Source organism: Janthinobacterium sp. TPC_1, from assembly GCF_056037845.1.
Genome location: NZ_CP195157.1, coordinates 1,903,265 through 1,919,978 on the forward strand (window position 1 = coordinate 1,903,265; position 16,714 = coordinate 1,919,978).

The 16,714-nt window shown below is 62.3% G+C and carries 11 protein-coding genes and 3 pseudogenes; 12 read left to right on the forward strand and 2 right to left on the reverse strand.

The features are described 5' to 3' along the window. Window positions 1–74 precede the first annotated feature (74 nt). Entirely contained in the window at window positions 75–431 is a 357-nt protein-coding gene (locus tag ACQVLG_RS09325) for a phage holin family protein (RefSeq protein ID WP_034783534.1), read from the forward strand. Continuing rightward, entirely contained in the window at window positions 418–1,248 is an 831-nt protein-coding gene (gene metF / locus ACQVLG_RS09330) for a methylenetetrahydrofolate reductase [NAD(P)H] (RefSeq protein ID WP_474294150.1), read from the forward strand. The genes ACQVLG_RS09325 and metF overlap by 14 nt, the downstream gene beginning before the upstream one ends. 14 nt (window positions 1,249–1,262) lie before the next feature. Here metF and ACQVLG_RS09335 read toward each other — a convergent pair whose 3' ends face one another. Beyond that, entirely contained in the window at window positions 1,263–1,790 is a 528-nt protein-coding gene (locus tag ACQVLG_RS09335) for a 5-formyltetrahydrofolate cyclo-ligase (protein WP_474294152.1), read from the reverse strand. Window positions 1,791–1,894: 104 nt separating this feature from the next. On the opposite strand from ACQVLG_RS09335, the pseudogene ACQVLG_RS09340 reads away from it, so the two are divergent. The 4 genes and pseudogenes from ACQVLG_RS09340 (at window position 1,895) to ACQVLG_RS09355 (ending at window position 6,526) form a co-directional block, all read left to right on the forward strand. Next, window positions 1,895–3,879 (forward strand): annotated as a pseudogene (locus ACQVLG_RS09340) (lytic transglycosylase domain-containing protein). A 22-nt stretch (window positions 3,880–3,901) separates the two neighbouring features. Continuing rightward, entirely contained in the window at window positions 3,902–4,618 is a 717-nt protein-coding gene (locus tag ACQVLG_RS09345) for a glutathione S-transferase family protein (RefSeq protein ID WP_230540290.1), read from the forward strand. Window positions 4,619–4,630: 12 nt separating this feature from the next. Next, a pseudogene (locus tag ACQVLG_RS09350) lies at window positions 4,631–5,728 on the forward strand (tRNA nucleotidyltransferase/poly(A) polymerase-related protein). Window positions 5,729–5,815: 87 nt separating this feature from the next. Then, window positions 5,816–6,526: a GNAT family N-acetyltransferase gene (locus tag ACQVLG_RS09355; protein WP_230540292.1), complete on the forward strand. Its 711-nt coding sequence runs from the start codon at window positions 5,816–5,818 to the stop codon at window positions 6,524–6,526. On the opposite strand, the gene ACQVLG_RS09360 is transcribed toward ACQVLG_RS09355, so the two are convergent. Further along, the gene (locus tag ACQVLG_RS09360; RefSeq protein ID WP_034753092.1) at window positions 6,527–7,051 is read right to left on the reverse strand and encodes an Lrp/AsnC family transcriptional regulator; all 525 of its coding nucleotides are present in this window, start codon (window positions 7,049–7,051) and stop codon (window positions 6,527–6,529) included. A 125-nt stretch (window positions 7,052–7,176) separates the two neighbouring features. On the opposite strand from ACQVLG_RS09360, the gene hppD reads away from it, so the two are divergent. The 6 genes and pseudogenes from hppD to ACQVLG_RS09390 all read left to right on the forward strand — a co-directional run bounded on the left by hppD (window position 7,177) and on the right by ACQVLG_RS09390 (window position 16,600). Continuing rightward, window positions 7,177–8,304: a 4-hydroxyphenylpyruvate dioxygenase gene (hppD, locus tag ACQVLG_RS09365; protein WP_230540293.1), complete on the forward strand. Its 1,128-nt coding sequence runs from the start codon at window positions 7,177–7,179 to the stop codon at window positions 8,302–8,304. Between the two features lie 195 nt (window positions 8,305–8,499). Then, window positions 8,500–12,092, forward strand: a pseudogene (locus ACQVLG_RS09370) (indolepyruvate ferredoxin oxidoreductase family protein). Window positions 12,093–12,216: 124 nt separating this feature from the next. Continuing rightward, the gene (locus ACQVLG_RS09375; protein ID WP_474294155.1) at window positions 12,217–13,377 is read left to right on the forward strand and encodes a S41 family peptidase; all 1,161 of its coding nucleotides are present in this window, start codon (window positions 12,217–12,219) and stop codon (window positions 13,375–13,377) included. Beyond that, the gene (locus ACQVLG_RS09380) at window positions 13,347–13,715 is read left to right on the forward strand and encodes a hypothetical protein (RefSeq protein ID WP_474294157.1); all 369 of its coding nucleotides are present in this window, start codon (window positions 13,347–13,349) and stop codon (window positions 13,713–13,715) included. Before ACQVLG_RS09375 ends, ACQVLG_RS09380 begins: the two co-directional genes overlap by 31 nt. A gap of 163 nt (window positions 13,716–13,878) precedes the next feature. Further along, window positions 13,879–15,105: a TonB-dependent receptor plug domain-containing protein gene (locus ACQVLG_RS09385; RefSeq protein ID WP_474294159.1), complete on the forward strand. Its 1,227-nt coding sequence runs from the start codon at window positions 13,879–13,881 to the stop codon at window positions 15,103–15,105. Beyond that, window positions 15,014–16,600: a TonB-dependent receptor gene (locus ACQVLG_RS09390; RefSeq protein WP_474295591.1), complete on the forward strand. Its 1,587-nt coding sequence runs from the start codon at window positions 15,014–15,016 to the stop codon at window positions 16,598–16,600. The genes ACQVLG_RS09385 and ACQVLG_RS09390 overlap by 92 nt, the downstream gene beginning before the upstream one ends. Window positions 16,601–16,714 lie beyond the last annotated feature (114 nt).

Here is a 16,714-nt window from a genome sequence, read left to right on the forward strand (position 1 = left end):
TCCGGGGCTGTAACTCACCCTCTGAGGGCCGGCGCCTGCCGCCGGCCTGACCCTACTTTTGACAGGCTAGAGAAATGCGCTTGCTACTGATTTGGTTTATCAATGCGGCAGCCCTGTTTGCCGTCCCTTATTTGATGCACTCGGTGACGATGAGCAGCGGCTGGACCGCGCTGCTGGCCGCTGCCGTGCTGGGGCTGGTCAATGCGCTGATCCGTCCTTTGCTGATCCTCTTGACCCTGCCCGTGACGTTCCTGTCGCTGGGCCTGTTCATTTTGATCATCAACGGCTTCCTGTTCTGGCTGGTGGCGCAGGTGATCGATGGTTTCCATGTCGCCAGTTTCTGGTCTGCCGTGGGCGGTGCCATTCTGTACAGCATCATTTCCTGGGCCCTGTCGACCTTACTTTTGAGTAACGACGATGGAAAAGCATAACTTCAGTATTGAGTTTTTCCCGCCGAAAACCCCGGAAGGGGCGGAAAAGCTGCGCGCCACGCGTATTAAATTGTCTGAATTGCATCCGAAGTATTTCTCGGTGACGTTTGGCGCGGGCGGCACGACGCAGCAGGGCACGCTGGACACCGTGCGCGAGATCCTGGCGGCCGGCGAACAAGCCGCACCGCACTTGTCTTGTGTGGGCGGCTCGCGCGAATCGATCCGCGCCGTGCTGGGTGAGTTCAAGGCGGCCGGCGTGAACCGCATCGTGGCCTTGCGCGGCGACTTGCCGAGCGGCTACGGCGCCTCGGGCGAGTTCCGCTACGCTAACGAGCTGGTGGAATTCATCCGCGCCGAGACGGGCGACCATTTTCATATCGAAGTGGCCGCCTATCCGGAAGTGCATCCGCAAGCCCGTTCGCCGCAGGACGACTTGAACGCGTTCGCGCGCAAGGTGCAGGCCGGTGCCAATGCCGCCATCACCCAGTACTTCTACAATGCCGACGCGTATTTCCAGTTTGTCGAGCAGACGCAGAAGATGGGCATCAACGTGCCTATCGTGGCCGGTATCATGCCGATCACGAACTACACGCAGCTGATGCGCTTTTCGGACATGTGCGGCGCGGAAATTCCACGCTGGGTGCGTCTGAAACTGGCCAGCTTCGGCGACGACAGCGCGTCCATCAAGGCGTTTGGCCTGGACGTGGTGACGGGCTTGTGCGAGCGCTTGCTGGAAGGCGGCGCGCCAGGCTTGCATTTCTATAGCATGAACCAGGCGGCGCCAACGACCGCCTTATGGCAGCGCCTGGTGAAATAAACCGTCCTGACTTGTCAGAACAGATCGCCCTCGGTCACGATGTGATCGAGGGCGATGTCGTATTCGCCGTTGGGAAAACTTGCCGCCAGGCAGCCGTATGCCACGCCCACGGTCACGGGCCGCGGCGCGTGTTCCAGGGTGCGGTCGTAATAGCCGCCGCCGTAGCCGAGGCGAAAACGTTCCTGGTTAAAACCCAGGCAGGGCACGAGCAGGGTGGCGGGTGCCGGACGCAGGCGCAATTGCGCTGGCACGGCCACGCCCATGCCATCCTTGACCATGGACTCGCCCGGTGTCCAGTCGGAAAATGCCAGCGGCGCATGCTTTTCCAGCACCACGGGCAAGCTCAATTGCACGCCGCGCGCGGCCAGCTGCGCATACGCGCCGTGCAAGTCCGGTTCGCCATGCAGGGGCCAGTACACGCCCAGTTCCTCGACGTTTTTCTGCGCGCACCAGTCCAGCAGGCGCTGCGCGATAGCCGCATCCCATCCCGCGCGCGTGGCGTCGGGCAGGGCGCGGCGGGCCGCCAGCAGGGCCTTGCGCAAGCCGGCTTTATCCTGTGGCGCAATGGGTGGCCGTGTAGCCGGATCGCATGTTATTCTAGGGTCGCTATTCATATCACCATCAAGTTAAGATTGAGAGTCGTACATTGATTTCCCCACTGAAATGGATTGCCGGCACGATGCTGTGTGTTGCATCGGCCTTGTCTCCCCTGGCCGCCCTGGCCCAGGTATCCACTACCGCAACGCCTGCCGTCCCCGACACGCGCAGCGAGGACGATGCCTTCCTGCTGCTGCGCGACGCCGCGCGCAAGGATGACGCCGAAAAAGCCGACTTTTATGCGGGGCGCCTGACGAATTACCAGATTCCATCGTATGTTGACTATTATCGGCTGAAACCGCGCATCAAACTGCTGACCGAGGCGCAATTTCGCGATTACCTGAACCGCTACAAGGGCAGCGCCATCGCCGACCGCTTCCGCAACGACTGGCTGCTGGAGCTGGGCCGCAAGCGCGACTGGGTCGTGTTTGACGAGCAATACCCGCAATTCGCCCTCGACGACGACGACGATACCCAGCTCAAGTGCTATGCGCTGATGTCGCGCGCGGCCAAGGGGCAGAACGTGGCGGCCGAGGCGCGCAACCTGCTGGTGTCGCCGCCCGGCTATGGCGAAGCGTGCGGCAGCCTGATCGCGGCATTGGCGCAAAACGGCCAATTCGACACGAATGACCTGTGGGCGCAGATCCGCCTGGCGGGCCAGACCAATGCCACGGGGCCGGCGCGCCGCATCGCGCTGCTGCTGAGCGCCTCCGACGCGAAGATGGCGCAAGCGATCGACTTGCCGGCGCTGGTGCTGGCCAAGGGGCCCGGTCTAAGTCGCGCCGACCACGAGATGTACCTGGTGGCTGTCGGCCGCATGGCGAAAAGCACCTTGAAACTGGGCGTGGTGGCCTTGCAAAAAGCCAGCGGGCAGTTGACGCCGCAGGAACAGGCCATCGGCTGGGCCAGCCTGGCCTTGCAGGCGTCGTATTCGCTGGCGCCGGAAGCATTTGAATATTGGCAAAAAACCAATGGGCACCGTTGACCCAGGAGCAGATGCAGTGGAAAACGCGCATTGCCTTGCGCGAAGGCAACTGGCCCCAGGTGAAAGCGGCGATCCAGGCCATGCCGGCCTCGCTGCGCGCGGACCCCACCTGGGTGTACTGGCTGGCGCGCGCGCAGCAGGCGGAAACGCCGGGCCGCCCGAATGCGCAAGCCGACACCCTGTACCGCACGATTGCCGACCAGTCGAATTTCTATGGCTTGCTGGCCAATGAAGAGCTGGGCAACCATCTGGTGTTGCCGCCGCCGGGCCAGCCCGTCACGCCGGCGGAAATTGCCGCCATGGCCGCCAATCCGGGGCTGCAGCGGGCCTTGAAATTCTTCAACATGCGCCTGCGCTTCGAAGGCACGCGCGAGTGGAACTGGGAATTGCGTTCAATGACGGACAGGCAACATCTGGCGGCCGCGGAATTTGCGCGCCAGAACAATGTGCTCGACCGCATGGTCAACACGTCCGACCGCACGCGCCTGGAAGTGGACTACACGCAGCGCTATCCGACGCCGCACGACGACGTCATGCATCCGGCCACGCAAACCCTGGGTCTCGACAAGGCCTGGGTGTACGGCCTGATCCGCCAGGAATCGCGCTTCATCATGGATGCGCAGTCGCACGTGGGCGCGTCCGGTTTGATGCAGGTCATGCCATCGACGGCCCGTTATGTCGCCAAGAAGATCGGTTTGACTGATTTCGTCACGGAAACCTTGAGCGACGTGCGCACCAATGTCTTGCTGGGCACGAATTACCTGAACATGGTGCTTGGCGGCCTCGACGGTTCGCAAGTGCTGGCCAGCGCCGCCTACAACGCGGGGCCGGGGCGCCTGCGCATCTGGCGCGCCACCATGACGCGGCCGCTGGAAGGCGCCATCTTCGCCGAGATCATTCCGTACACGGAAACGCGCGGCTACGTGAAAAACGTGATGGCCAACGCCACGTATTACGCGGCCCTGTTCGAGAAGAGCCCGCAATCGCTGAAAGCGCGCCTGGGCACCGTGGGACCGAAAAACAGCGCCATCGCGGCCGATTTGCCATAACTTAATGAATTGATACCCGACCATGCAAACGACCATCCTTGACCCCAGCCTGACGCAAGCCCTGGCCGCCGCCCGCGAGCCAGGTTTGACCCTGATCATCGGCAACAAGAATTACTCGTCGTGGTCGATGCGCCCGTGGGTGGCCATGACGGCCTTCGGCATCCCGTTCCAGGAAGTGCGCGTGCTGCTCGACCAGCAGGACACGGCGACGAAAATCGCTGAATATTCGGCCTGCGGCCGGGTTCCCGTGCTGCTGGCGGGCGAGATCACGATCTGGGACAGCCTGGCCATCTGCGAATACCTGGCCGAGCAGTTTCCCGATAAACACATGTGGCCGCAAGACGTGGCCGCGCGCGCCATGGCGCGTTGTATCTGCGCGGAAATGCATTCCGGCTTTACCGGCTTGCGCACGGACATGTCGATGAATATCAAGGCGAAGCTGCCGGGCCGTGGCCGCACGGCCGCCGCGCAGGCGGACATCGGCCGCATCAGTGAAATCTGGGAAGAGTGCCTGTCCCGCTTTGGCCACCACCAGTTCCTGTTTGGCGAGTTTTCCATCGCCGACGCGTATTTCGCCCCCGTCGTCATGCGTTTCCGCACGTATGGCGTGAGCCTGGCGCCGGCGCTGAACGCATATTGCGAGCGCGTGCAGGCGCATCCGGCCGTGGCCCGCTGGATCGCGGAAGCGCTGGCGGAGACGGAAGTTGCAGCCAAGCATGACGCGGAACTGCCTGATTAAGAAAAGAGTGTTATGAAGATATACACGGTCGGTGGCGCGGTGCGCGACCAACTGCTGGGCTTGCCCGTGAAGGACCACGACCACGTCGTCGTGGGCGCCACGCCCGAAGACATGCTGCGCCAGGGCTTCCGGCCCGTCGGCAAGGATTTCCCCGTGTTTTTGCACCCGAAGACGCAGGAAGAATACGCCTTGGCCCGCACGGAAACGCAAGACGGCCCCCGGCTACCGGGGCTTTGTTTTCCACACGGCGCCCGACGTCACCCTGGAAGACGACCTGGTGCGGCGCGATCTGACCATCAACGCCATCGCCCGGGCCGAGGATGGGACGTTGACCGACCCGTTCGGCGGCATTCAGGATATCCAGAGTAAAATCTTCCGCCATGTTTCCGATGCGTTCGGCGAAGACCCCGTGCGCATCTTGCGCCTGGCCCGCTTTGCCGCCCGTTTTCATACTTTCACTGTCGCGCCCGCCACCATGGAACTGATGCGCCGGATGGTGGCTGATGGCGAAGTCGACGCCCTGGTGGCCGAGCGCGTGTGGCAGGAAGTGGCCAAGGGGCTGATGGAAAGCCATCCTGCGCGCATGCTGACGGTGCTGCACGAGTGCGGTGCGCTGGCGCGCATCATGGGCGAAATCACCATCAGCGAGCGCTTGCTGCAGGTCATCGACCATGCGGCCGCGCAAGGTCTTGACTTGCCCTGCGCTTCGCCGCCTTGATGCTGCATTTGAGCAAGGATGCCATCGAGCAGCTGAGCGAGCGCCTGCGCGTGCCCAACGAGTGCCGCGAACTGGCCGTCATGGCGGCGCGCGAGCTGGACCATATCAATGGCGCGCTGGACTTGGGCGCCGAAGCCGTGGTGAGCTTGTGCGAACGCTGTGACGGACTGCGCAAGCCGCAGCGCTTCGCGCAACTGCTGCAGGCAGTGGCTTGCGACGGACTGGTCGCCGGCGACTTTCTCCAGGCGGCGCGGCTGCAGGGCGGGCTGGACGCGGCGCGCGGCGTGAATGCGGGCGCGCTGGCGCAAGGCTGCACGGAGCCGAAACGCATCCCTGAAGTCATCCATGCGGCGCGGGTGGCGGCCGTGGCGGCCTTCCTGGCCCAGGCTTGAATGGCGGGAATAAGCTACAATGGCGCCATGATGTTGCACTGCACAATAACGGCCTGACGTGCCGCAGCACCGCCCCCAGGAGTCGACGTGACCTTACCCAAGCTGTTTCAAAACCCGTTTCGCCGCTGGCTCAGCCGTAGCGGCGGCGGGCGTCCGACCGTGCTCGTCAAGCAGTTGCATGAGCGCGACCGGCGCCGCATGATGAAGCATTTTTTGTCGCTCGAGAAAAGCGACCGCTTGCTGCGCTTCGGCAGCGCCTTGCCTGATGAGCTCGTGGCCCAGTACGTGCAAAAGATGGACTTCTCGCGCGACATGATTTATGGCGTCTACAACAGCTTGTTCAAGCTGGTGGGCGTGGGGCATCTGGCGTTCGCGCCGAAGGACCAGTCGCCGGCGAAAAGTATCGTCACGGACAAGGAGCAGGTGGCGGAGTTTGGCGTGTCCGTGTCGAAATCCATGCGCGGCATGGGCGTCGGCTCGAAACTGTTCGAGCGGGCGGCAATTCACTGCCGCAACAACGATGTCGATACCCTGTACATGCATTGTTTGTCGTCGAACAAGACGATGATGCATATCGCCAAGAAAGCGGGCATGGAAATCCAGCGCGACTATGGCGAAGCTGATGCTTATCTGAAACTATTGCCGCCGAACCCGACCAGCATGCTGCAGGAAGCCGTGCAGGAGCAGTTCGCCATGTTCGACTACACGTTCAAGGCGAATGCGCGCGCCGCGTACAAACTGTTCGAGCGCTTGCCGGGGCGCAAGAAGCCGGCGCCACCCCCGCCGCCGGCCGACTGATTACAGCAGGGGCAGGGCCGTCGTATCCTTGATGCGCTGCAAGGCGAAGCTCGATTTGACGTCCAGCACGGCCGGGTGGCGCAGCAGGGTCGCCATCATGAAGCGCGAGAAATGCTCCATGTCTTCCACGTGCACGCGCAACAGATAATCCATCTCGCCTGTCATCGCATAGCAAGCCACCACTTCCGGCCATTGCGCCACCGCCACGGCGAAGTCCGCGCGCGGCGACGTGTTCGTCACCAGATTCGGCGCCAGCACGCGCGCCGTGCTGTGCGCCGTGGCGTCGCTGTGCTTTTCCAGCCGCACGTTGACATAGGCGAGCAAGCCCAGGCCGATCTTTTCCGGATCCAGCAGGGCCACATACTGGCGGATCACGCCCGCTTCTTCCAGCCGTTTGACGCGGCGCAAGCATGGCGACGGCGACAGGCTGACCTGCTCGGCCACGTCCTGATTCGACAGGCGGCCATCGGCCTGCAGGACGGCGAGGATCTTGCGATCCGTTTTATCCAGCGTAATTTTGCTCATGCTACCTCCGGTGGTTCTTGTTTCACGCAATATTATTGCGCAAATCATGATTGTTCGGGAGATCTTTGGCATTTAATGCCCACAGACCGCGCCTATACTGTGCGCTACTTCTTGGAGGAGACATCATGCAATTTCAGCCTTGGGATAACCCGATGGGTACCGATGGTTTCGAGTTCGTCGAGTATGCAGCACCAGACCCAAAAGCATTGGGCAAGCTGTTCGAGAACATGGGATTCACGGCCATCGCGCGCCACCGCCACAAAGATGTGACCCTGTACCGTCAGGGCGACATCAATTTCATCATCAATGCCGAACAAGATTCGTTCGCGCAGCGTTTTGCCCGCCATCACGGCCCGTCCGTGTGCGCCATCGCCATCCGCGTCGACGACGCGGCTTTCGTGTATCGCCGCGCGCTGGAACTGGGCGCCTGGGGTTTCGACAATAAAACCGGTCCGATGGAGCTGAATATCCCCGCCATCAAGGGCGTGGGCGATTCCCTGCTGTATTTCGTCGACCGCTGGCGCGGCAAGGGCGCCGACAAGCCAAACGCGGCCGCACCGGGCGGCATCGGCGACATCAGCATCTATGACGTCGATTTCGTCGCCATTCCCGGCGCCGTCGCCAACCCGGTCGGCCATGGCCTGACCTACATCGACCACCTGACGCACAATGTGCACCGCGGCCGCATGAAGGAATGGGCGAGCTTCTATGAAAGCCTGTTCAACTTCCGCGAAGTGCGCTATTTCGACATTGAAGGCAAGTTGACGGGCCTCAAATCGAAAGCCATGACTTCGCCATGCGGCAAGATCCGCATCCCGATCAATGAATCGTCGGATGACAAGTCGCAGATCGCCGAATACCTGGACCAGTACCATGGCGAAGGCATCCAGCATATCGCCCTGGGCACGGACAATATCTACGCCTCCGTGCAAGGCATGCGCGATACGGGTATCGATTTCCAGGACACGATTGAAACTTACTATGAGCTGGTCAACCGCCGCCTGCCGAACCACGGCGAGCAGCTGGAAGAACTGCGCCGCCTGCGCATCCTGATCGATGGCCACAGCACGGAAACGGAACGCGAACTGCTGCTGCAAATCTTCACGCAGACGGTGATCGGCCCGATCTTCTTCGAGATCATCCAGCGCAAGGGCGACCAGGGCTTCGGCGAAGGCAACTTCCGCGCCCTGTTCGAGTCGATCGAGCTGGACCAGATCAAGCGCGGCGTGCTGAAAGATACGAACGCGGCATAAGTATTGTGCTGTAGCAAATAGTAGTAAAAGAGTATCAGCCCGGGAGTGCAGCGCAGCAAAGAACTGCGCGCCTTCCTGTGGTAGTCTACGACAAACAAGTCATTTTTCCGCACCGGCATGCTCACAAAGCGCGGCCGGTACGTGTGAGTTCAACCGACTTTGCACGCGTAGCATAGAGAATAATGGAGACAAGTAATGAATGCACCAATCAAGGGCTCGAGTCTTGAGCCGGGCGCGCACGCGTCCGAAATTTCCCTGAACGACAAATACACGCTCGAGCGTGGCCGCGCCTTCATGACGGGCACGCAAGCGCTGATCCGCCTGCCCATGCTGCAGCGCGAGCGCGACCTGAAAGCTGGCCTGAATACGGCCGGCTACATCACCGGTTACCGCGGTTCGCCGGTGACGTCCGTCGACATGACGGCGATCAAGGCAAAAAAGTACCTCGATGAACACCACGTCAAGTTCCACCCGGGCCTGAACGAAGACCTGGCCGCCACGGCCGTCTGGGGCACGCAGCAGACGAATCTGTTCGAAGACGCCAAATACGACGGCGTGTTCGGCATGTGGTACGGCAAGGGCCCCGGCGTCGACCGCTGCGGCGACGTCTTCAAGCACGCGAATAACGCCGGTTCCGCCAAGCACGGCGGCGTGCTGGTGCTGGCCGGCGACGACCATGCGGCGAAATCCTCGTCCACGGCGCACCAGTCCGACCATATCCTGAACGCCTGCGGCATCCCCGTGCTGTACCCGTCGTCGGTGCAGGAATACATCGATTACGGCTTGCACGCCTGGGCCATGAGCCGCTACACGGGCCTGTGGGTGTCGATGAAATGCGTGACCGACATCATCGAGTCGGGCGCCGCCGTCGATTTCGACCCGGACCGCGTGCAGATCACCTTGCCGACGGACTTCGAGATGCCTGCCGGCGGCTTGAACATCCGCTGGCCCGACACGGTGCTGGAACAAGAAGTCCGCATGAACAGCTACAAATGGTATGCGGCGCTGGCGTATGCGCGTGCCAACAAGCTCAATAAAATCATCTGGGACAGCCCGAAGGCGCGCATCGGCATCATCACGGCCGGCAAATCGTATCTGGACACGCGCCAGGCGCTGGCGGATCTCGGCATCGACGAGCAGACGGCGTCCGACATCGGCATCCGCCTGTACAAGATCGGCATGACCTGGCCGCTGGAAGCGGACGGCGTGCATGAATTCGCCAAGGGCCTCGACGAGATCCTCGTGGTGGAAGAAAAGCGGCAAATCCTTGAATATGCGCTGAAGGAAGAGCTGTACAACCTCAAGGACGGCGAGCGTCCGCGCGTGGTCGGGAAGTTCGACGACACGGGCGAGTGGAGCAACCAGAAGGGCACGGGACACGGCGACTGGCTGCTGCCGGCCACATATGAACTGAACCCGGCGATGATCGCCCGCGCCATCGCCAGCCGCATTTCGCGCTACTACGCGGGCCACCCCGTCGAGCAGCGCGTGAAGGAACGCATCGCCTACCTGGAAGCGAAGGAAAACGTCCTCAAGGCCATCAGCGTGAAACCCGATCCGCAAAAGGACCGCACGCCGTTCTTCTGCTCCGGCTGCCCGCACAACAGCTCGACCAAGGTGCCGGAAGGCTCGCGCGCGCTGGCCGGCATCGGCTGCCACTACATGGTGCTGTGGATGGACCGCGAAACGTCGACCTTTACCCACATGGGCGCCGAAGGCGTCACCTGGGTGGGGCAGGCGCCGTTCACGAATGAAAAGCACGTGTTTACCAACCTCGGCGACGGCACGTATTTCCACTCGGGCATCCTTGCCATCCGCGCGGCCGTCTCGGCCAAGGTGAACATCACTTATAAAATTCTGTTCAACGATGCGGTGGCCATGACGGGCGGCCAGGAATTCGACGGGCCTTTGTCTCCGGCCATCATTTCGCGCCAGATCGCCGCCGAAGGCGTCGGTCCCATCATCGTCGTCACGGACGAACCGGAAAAATACCCGGACGATTACGCCTGGGCCGAAGGCGTCACCGTGCGCCACCGTTCGGAACTGATGGATGTGCAGCGCGAACTGCGCGACATGCCCGGCGTGTCGGCCATGATCTACGACCAGACCTGCGCCTCGGAAAAACGCCGCCGCCGGAAACGCAATGAATACCCGGATCCGGCCAAGCGCGCCGTCATCAACGAAGCCGTCTGCGAAGGCTGCGGCGACTGCTCCGTGCAATCGAACTGCCTGTCGGTGGAACCGCTGGAAACGGAACTGGGGCGCAAGCGCCAGATCAACCAGTCGTCCTGCAACAAGGATTTCTCGTGCACGACGGGTTTCTGCCCGAGTTTCGTGACGGTGGAAGGCGGAGGCCTGAAAAAGCCGAAGAAGGCGGCTGCCGCCGACAAGGACGCGCCAGCCGCGCCAGCCTTGCCGACACCGCAGATTCCCTCGACGGCCGAACCGTTCGGCATCCTCGTCACCGGCATCGGCGGCACGGGTGTCGTCACCGTCGGCCAGATCCTGCCATGGGCGGCGCACGTGGAAGGCAAGGGCTGTTCCGTGCTGGACATGAGCGGCCTGGCGCAAAAGGGCGGCCCGGTGATGTCGCACGTGCGCCTGGCGGATCGCCAGGAAGATATCCACTCGACGCGCGTCGGCACGGGGGCGGCCGACCTGGTGATCGGCTGCGACCTGATCGTCACGGCCAGCCGCGACGCCCTGTCGCGCATGGGAGAGGGCCGCAGCTGGGCCATGATCAACTCGACCAGCTCGTCCACGGCCGCCTTCGTGAAGAACCCCGACTGGCAGTTCCCCGGCGCTTCCGCGCGCATGGAAATCGAAAAGGCCTGCGGTACGGATCACGTCGATTTCATCGACGCGGGCCAGATCGCCACGGCGTTGATGGGCGACTCCATCGCGACGAATATGTTCATGCTCGGTTATGCCTGGCAAAAGGGCAAGGTGCCGTTGAGCGAAGCGTCCATCATGAAGGCCATCGACCTGAACAACGTCTCGGTGGCGTTCAACAAGGCCGCCTTCAACTGGGGCCGCGCCGGCGCCCACGACACGGCCAGCCTGGTGCGCATGACGACGCCAGCCAAGGTGGTGGAATTCAAGCGCATCGACACGCTCGACGACATCATCGAAAAACGCGTGGCCCTGCTGACGGCCTACCAGGACCGCGCGTATGCGCAGCAATACCTGGACTTCGTCGGACTGGTGCGCGCCGCCGAAAGCGCCCTGAACGGCCCGCACTTGCGCCTGACGGAAGCCGTGGCCCGCTACTTCTACAAGCTGATGGCCTACAAGGACGAGTACGAAGTGGCGCGCCTGTACACGGACGGCGCCTTCCAGGCGAAGATTGCAACCATGTTCGAGGGCGACATCAAGCTCAAGTTCCATCTGGCGCCGCCGATCATGGCGAAAACGGATGCCCAGGGCCATCTGATCAAGAAGGAATATGGCCCGTGGATGCTGAAGGCGTTCGGCGTGCTGGCCAAAATGAAAGGCTTGCGCGGCACGGCTTCGACGTATTCGGCCATACGGCCGAGCGCAAGATGGAGCGCGCGCTGATTCTGGAGTACCGCGCGACGGTGGGCGGCTTGTTGCCGAAGCTGACGACGGCCAAGCTGGCGCAAGCCGTGGCCATTGCCAGCATCCCGGAAGACATCCGCGGCTATGGCCACGTGAAGGAGCGTCATTTGAAGGCGGCAAAAGAGAAGGAAGCGAGTCTCTTGATCGCCTTCAACGCGCCGACGCCGTTGCCGCCCGTCGTGGCGGCACCCGTGGCGGCCACCGTGTGATGGGGTGAACGCCTCGCTGTAGCAATGGCGCCTGCGGGCGCCATTTTTTTCGTGTCAAAGAAAACAACGCCTGTTTGCAAAACGCATTATAATTTTCTGATAATTTCTTTTCGGAAAGTTTGTCATGCCTTCCCTGCGCTTTTCCGCCCTGGCGGTTCCTCTCGTATTGTTGTTGAGTGCCTGCGGCGGAGGAGGCGGCGGCAGCGATAGCGCGTCCGTTGTGCCGCCCGTGACGCAGACGGACCCGACGGCGCTGGTCGCTGCCTCCACGGTGGCGAACCGCTGCGCCGTGCCGCGCAGTGGCAGCGGCATCGATAAGCCGGGAACCTTGCTCAATGAACAGACGTGGGTGCGCAGCTGGATTGATGAAACGTATCTGTGGTACCGCGAAGTGCCGACCACGTACTTGCCGCAAAGCTTTGCCACGCCCATCGCCTATTTCGACGTGCTGAAGACAACGGCCACGACGGCGTCCGGCAAGCCCAAGGACCAGTTCCATTTCACCTTGCCGACGGCAGAGTGGGAGGCGGCGCAGAATGGTATCGAACTGGGCTACGGCATGCTGCTGGCGGTAACGCGCACGACGCCGCCGCGCAAGGCCGTGGTCACGATCGTCGAGCCGGGCTCGCCGGCGGCGCTGGCGGGTTTGCAGCGCGGCGACGTGCTGCAAACCATCGATGGCGTCGATTTCGTCCATGCTCCCGACACGGCCAGCGTGCAGATCATCAACGCCGGCCTGTTCCCCAAGGCGCAAGGCACGCACGCGCTGGGATTCAGCCGCAACGGCGCGCCCCTGTCCGTGAGCCTGACGGCGGTCGACGTGAGCACCAGCGCCGTGCAGAACGAGCGCATTATCGATACGCCCACGGGCAAGGTGGGCTATCTGACCTTCAATACGCACAACAACGTGGCCGAGCGCCAACTGGTCGAGACCATGGGCCGCTTCCAGGCGGCCGGCATCAGCGACCTGGTGCTTGACGTGCGCTACAACGGTGGCGGCTACCTCGATGTTGCCAGCGAACTCGCCTACATGATTGCTGGCCCGCAAGTTACTGCCGGCAAGACTTTCGAGCAGGTGCTCTTCAATGACAAGACGCGGCCGGAAGCGCCCGTGCCCTTCCATGCGCAAAGCCAGGGCTTTCCCGCCCCGAATCCCCTGCCCAAGGGCACGCCTTTGCCCTCGCTGGGTCTCAAGCGCGTGACCTTGCTGACGACGGGAATACCTGCTCCGCCAGCGAGGCCATCATCAATGGCTTGCGCGGCGTGGACGTGCAGGTCAACCTGATCGGCGGCACGACGTGCGGCAAGCCCTACGGTTTCTATCCTGCACCGAATTGCGGCACCACCTATTTCGCCGTGCAGTTCCAGGGCGTCAATGCCAAGGGCTTTGGCGACTTTGCCGATGGCATGGCACCGACCTGCGACGTGACGGACGACTACCAGCATCAGCTGGGCGACCCGTCCGAAGGCATGCTGGCGGCGGCGCTGCGCTACCGCAGCAGCGGCAGCTGCACGCCGGCCATGGGCGCGACCAGGCTGTTGAGTGCGATGGAAAGTCCCGCCGACACGGTCACGCACCTGCTGCGGCCATCCCACAAGGAAATTGCCATCATGCGCCGTTAGCGCGCATGTTCCTGCCATGCGCTAGCCGGCGTGCCTGGCGGTTTCCTGCTCAAAAATCTTTCTATATAACAATTTTGATATATAGAAAGATGAATCGATTCGTTCTGGAATGACTGGCATTTTGCTATCTTCCCGCTTTTCTCCCACCTTGAGAAGCGCAACGATGTCGAAACAGTTCAAGTTAACCCCGCTCAGCCTTGGCGTACTGGCCATCCTGGGCGGCACCGCATGGCAGGCGCACGCGCAAACGCACGCGCCCGCAGCGGATCAGCAGGCTGCGGCCACCCCGCCAGCCGTCGTGGTCACCGGTTCGCGCATTCCCCGCGCCAGCCTGGAAGGTCCGTCTTCCGTCACCATCCTGACCGGCGATGAAATCACCAAGCAGGGCTACAAGAACGTCTTCGACGCGCTGACCAGCCAGGTGCAGAACAGCGGCTTTACGCAGGGCGAGGATTACGGCAATACCTTTACGCCGTCGGCCAATACCATCAGCCTGCGCGGCCTGGGCCCGAACCACACCTTGATCCTGCTGAACGGCCGCCGTCTGGCCGACTTCCCCATCGCCTATGACGGCGCGGTCAACTTCACCAACCTGGCGAACATCCCGTCGAGCATCGTCGACCGCATCGAAATTCTCAACGGCGGCGCCTCGGCCATCTATGGCTCGGACGCGATTGCCGGCGTGGTCAACGTGATCCTGAAAAAACAGGCGGAAGGCTTCGATATCAACGTCAAGGTCGGCGGCACCTCGCGCGGCGGCGCCGGCAACCAGCGCGTGCAGCTGACGGGCGGCGGCAATTTCGACAAGCTGCATACCCTGTTCAGCGTGGAACTGAGCGAACGCGACCCGCTGTGGAGCATGGACCGCGACTTCATGACCAGCCGCTCCGGCGTGCCGACGACGATCGCCGCGCGCCGCACCCTGGCGAAAGGCGGGGCCGGCAGCTATGTCGACCTGGGCGACACTTGCAGCCAGTTCGGCGACATGTTCGGCGGCAGCGTCAGCAAGTACACGGCGAAAAACGGCAGCTATTGCGCCAGCCCGAAAGCCCGCCCGACCTTCTGGACCACGCAGACCAAGAACAGCAGCCAGAGACGTGTTCGGCAGTGCCAACTACGAGCTCGATGCCGACACCACCCTGTTTGCCGATGTCCTGATTGGCAAGAACAAGACCGTCAACAATACGCGCGGCCCGTCGTGGACCTCGGCTTCGTTGAACGGCAATTCCTTCCTGAACCAGAACAGCGGCGCCTACGAAGAGTGGACGCGCTTTATCTCGCCCGAGGAAATCGGCGGCGTGCAACGCTACAACCGCAGCTGGGACGACCTGGCCACGGCCATTTCGCTGGGCGCCAAGGGCCGCATTCCGGGCAGCGCCTGGCAATATGAGGCCAACTACAATGCCTCGGTTTACACGAGCGAAGCCCACCGGCCGCAATTGCGCTCGAACATCGACAGCTTCTTCCTGGGACCGAAGCTGGGCACGGATGCGAAGGGCGTGGCCATCTACGCCCCCGATCCCGCGCGCCTGTCGCAGCGCCTGACGCCGGCCGAATTCGACAGCATCAGCGGCTACAGCGACAGCAAGGACAAGGCCTGGACGAATACCCTCAGCCTGGCCACGAATGGCGACCTGTTCCAGCTGCCTGCCGGTACGGTGAAAATCGCCACGATTGCCGAAGCGAGCAAGCAGGGCTTCAGCAATGAACCCGATGCGCGCATCGACCAGGGCTATTTCAACGTCGCCACCGGTTCGGGCGCCACGGCCGGCACCCGTTCGCGCTATGCGCTGGGCGCGGAGTTGAATGTGCCGCTGCATGAAAAGCTGACCGCTACCGTCGCCGGCCGCTACGACCGCTACAGCTTTGCCGGCCGCAAGGAAGGCAAGTTGACGTACAACGCCGGTCTGGAATTGCGCCCGGCACCGGACCTGCTGTTCCGCGCCAACTACGCCACCAGCTTCCGCGCGCCGGACATGAACTACATCTACCAGTCCCGCAGCAAAGGCTATTATGCGAGCACCACCGATTACTATCGTTGCGACGCCGCCGGACAAGCCATCGACGGCTGCGAATATGCCAACAAGTCGCCTGGCGCCGATTACGTGCAGAACGGCAGCCGCGACCTGCAGTCGGAAAAGGGCAAGTCCTTCGGCGTGGGCGCCGTCTGGTCGCCGAGTGCCAATTTCGACGTCTCGGTCGACTACTGGAACATCAAGATCGACGACCTGGTGACGAATCTGGACGCCGACAAGCTGCTGCGCGATGAATCCGATTGCCGCCTGGGCAAGGCCGACATCGGCTCGCCGACCTGCGTCGATACCCTGGGCCGCATCGAACGCTATGCGGCCAATGCCTTGAACAAGGCCGGCGAGATCAAGACCATCACCGTCAACCCGATCAACGCGGCCAAGCAAAGCAGCAGCGGCATCGACGTCAGCCTGAAGTATTTGCTGCGCACGACGGACTATGGCCGCTTTGCCTTCAAGGCCAACTACGCCCGGGTGCTGAGCAAGAAATCGCAGCAATTCGCCGGCGATGCAGAGACCGACGAAACCAGGTCGATGACGAACAGGGATTGGCCCGACAAGCTGAACCTGAGCGTCAACTGGGCTGCGGGCGACTGGTCGAACACCTTGCTGGTGGCCCGCTACGGCAAGATACCGAACGGTGCAGGGAAAGCCTATCTGACGCCGACGGCGCTGGCCAACGTCAGCAGCGTGTACCGCATCAGCGACCGCGCCACCGTCTCACTGATCGTCAACAACGTGTTCGACAAGATCAAGCGCGACACCAGCAACGGCTGGCCGTACTACCCGACTGGCAACTACAGCCCGCAAGGACGCCAGGGATGGATCGAATTTAACTACCATTTTGGTACATAAATCGCACTTGCCTGAGCACTGCCGGAGCAGCCAACGCTGTTCCGGCTTTTTTATTTTCCGGCGCGTTTTTTTACGTGACCACCACTCTATAATTGCCCGCTTGTTCTCTCTCGA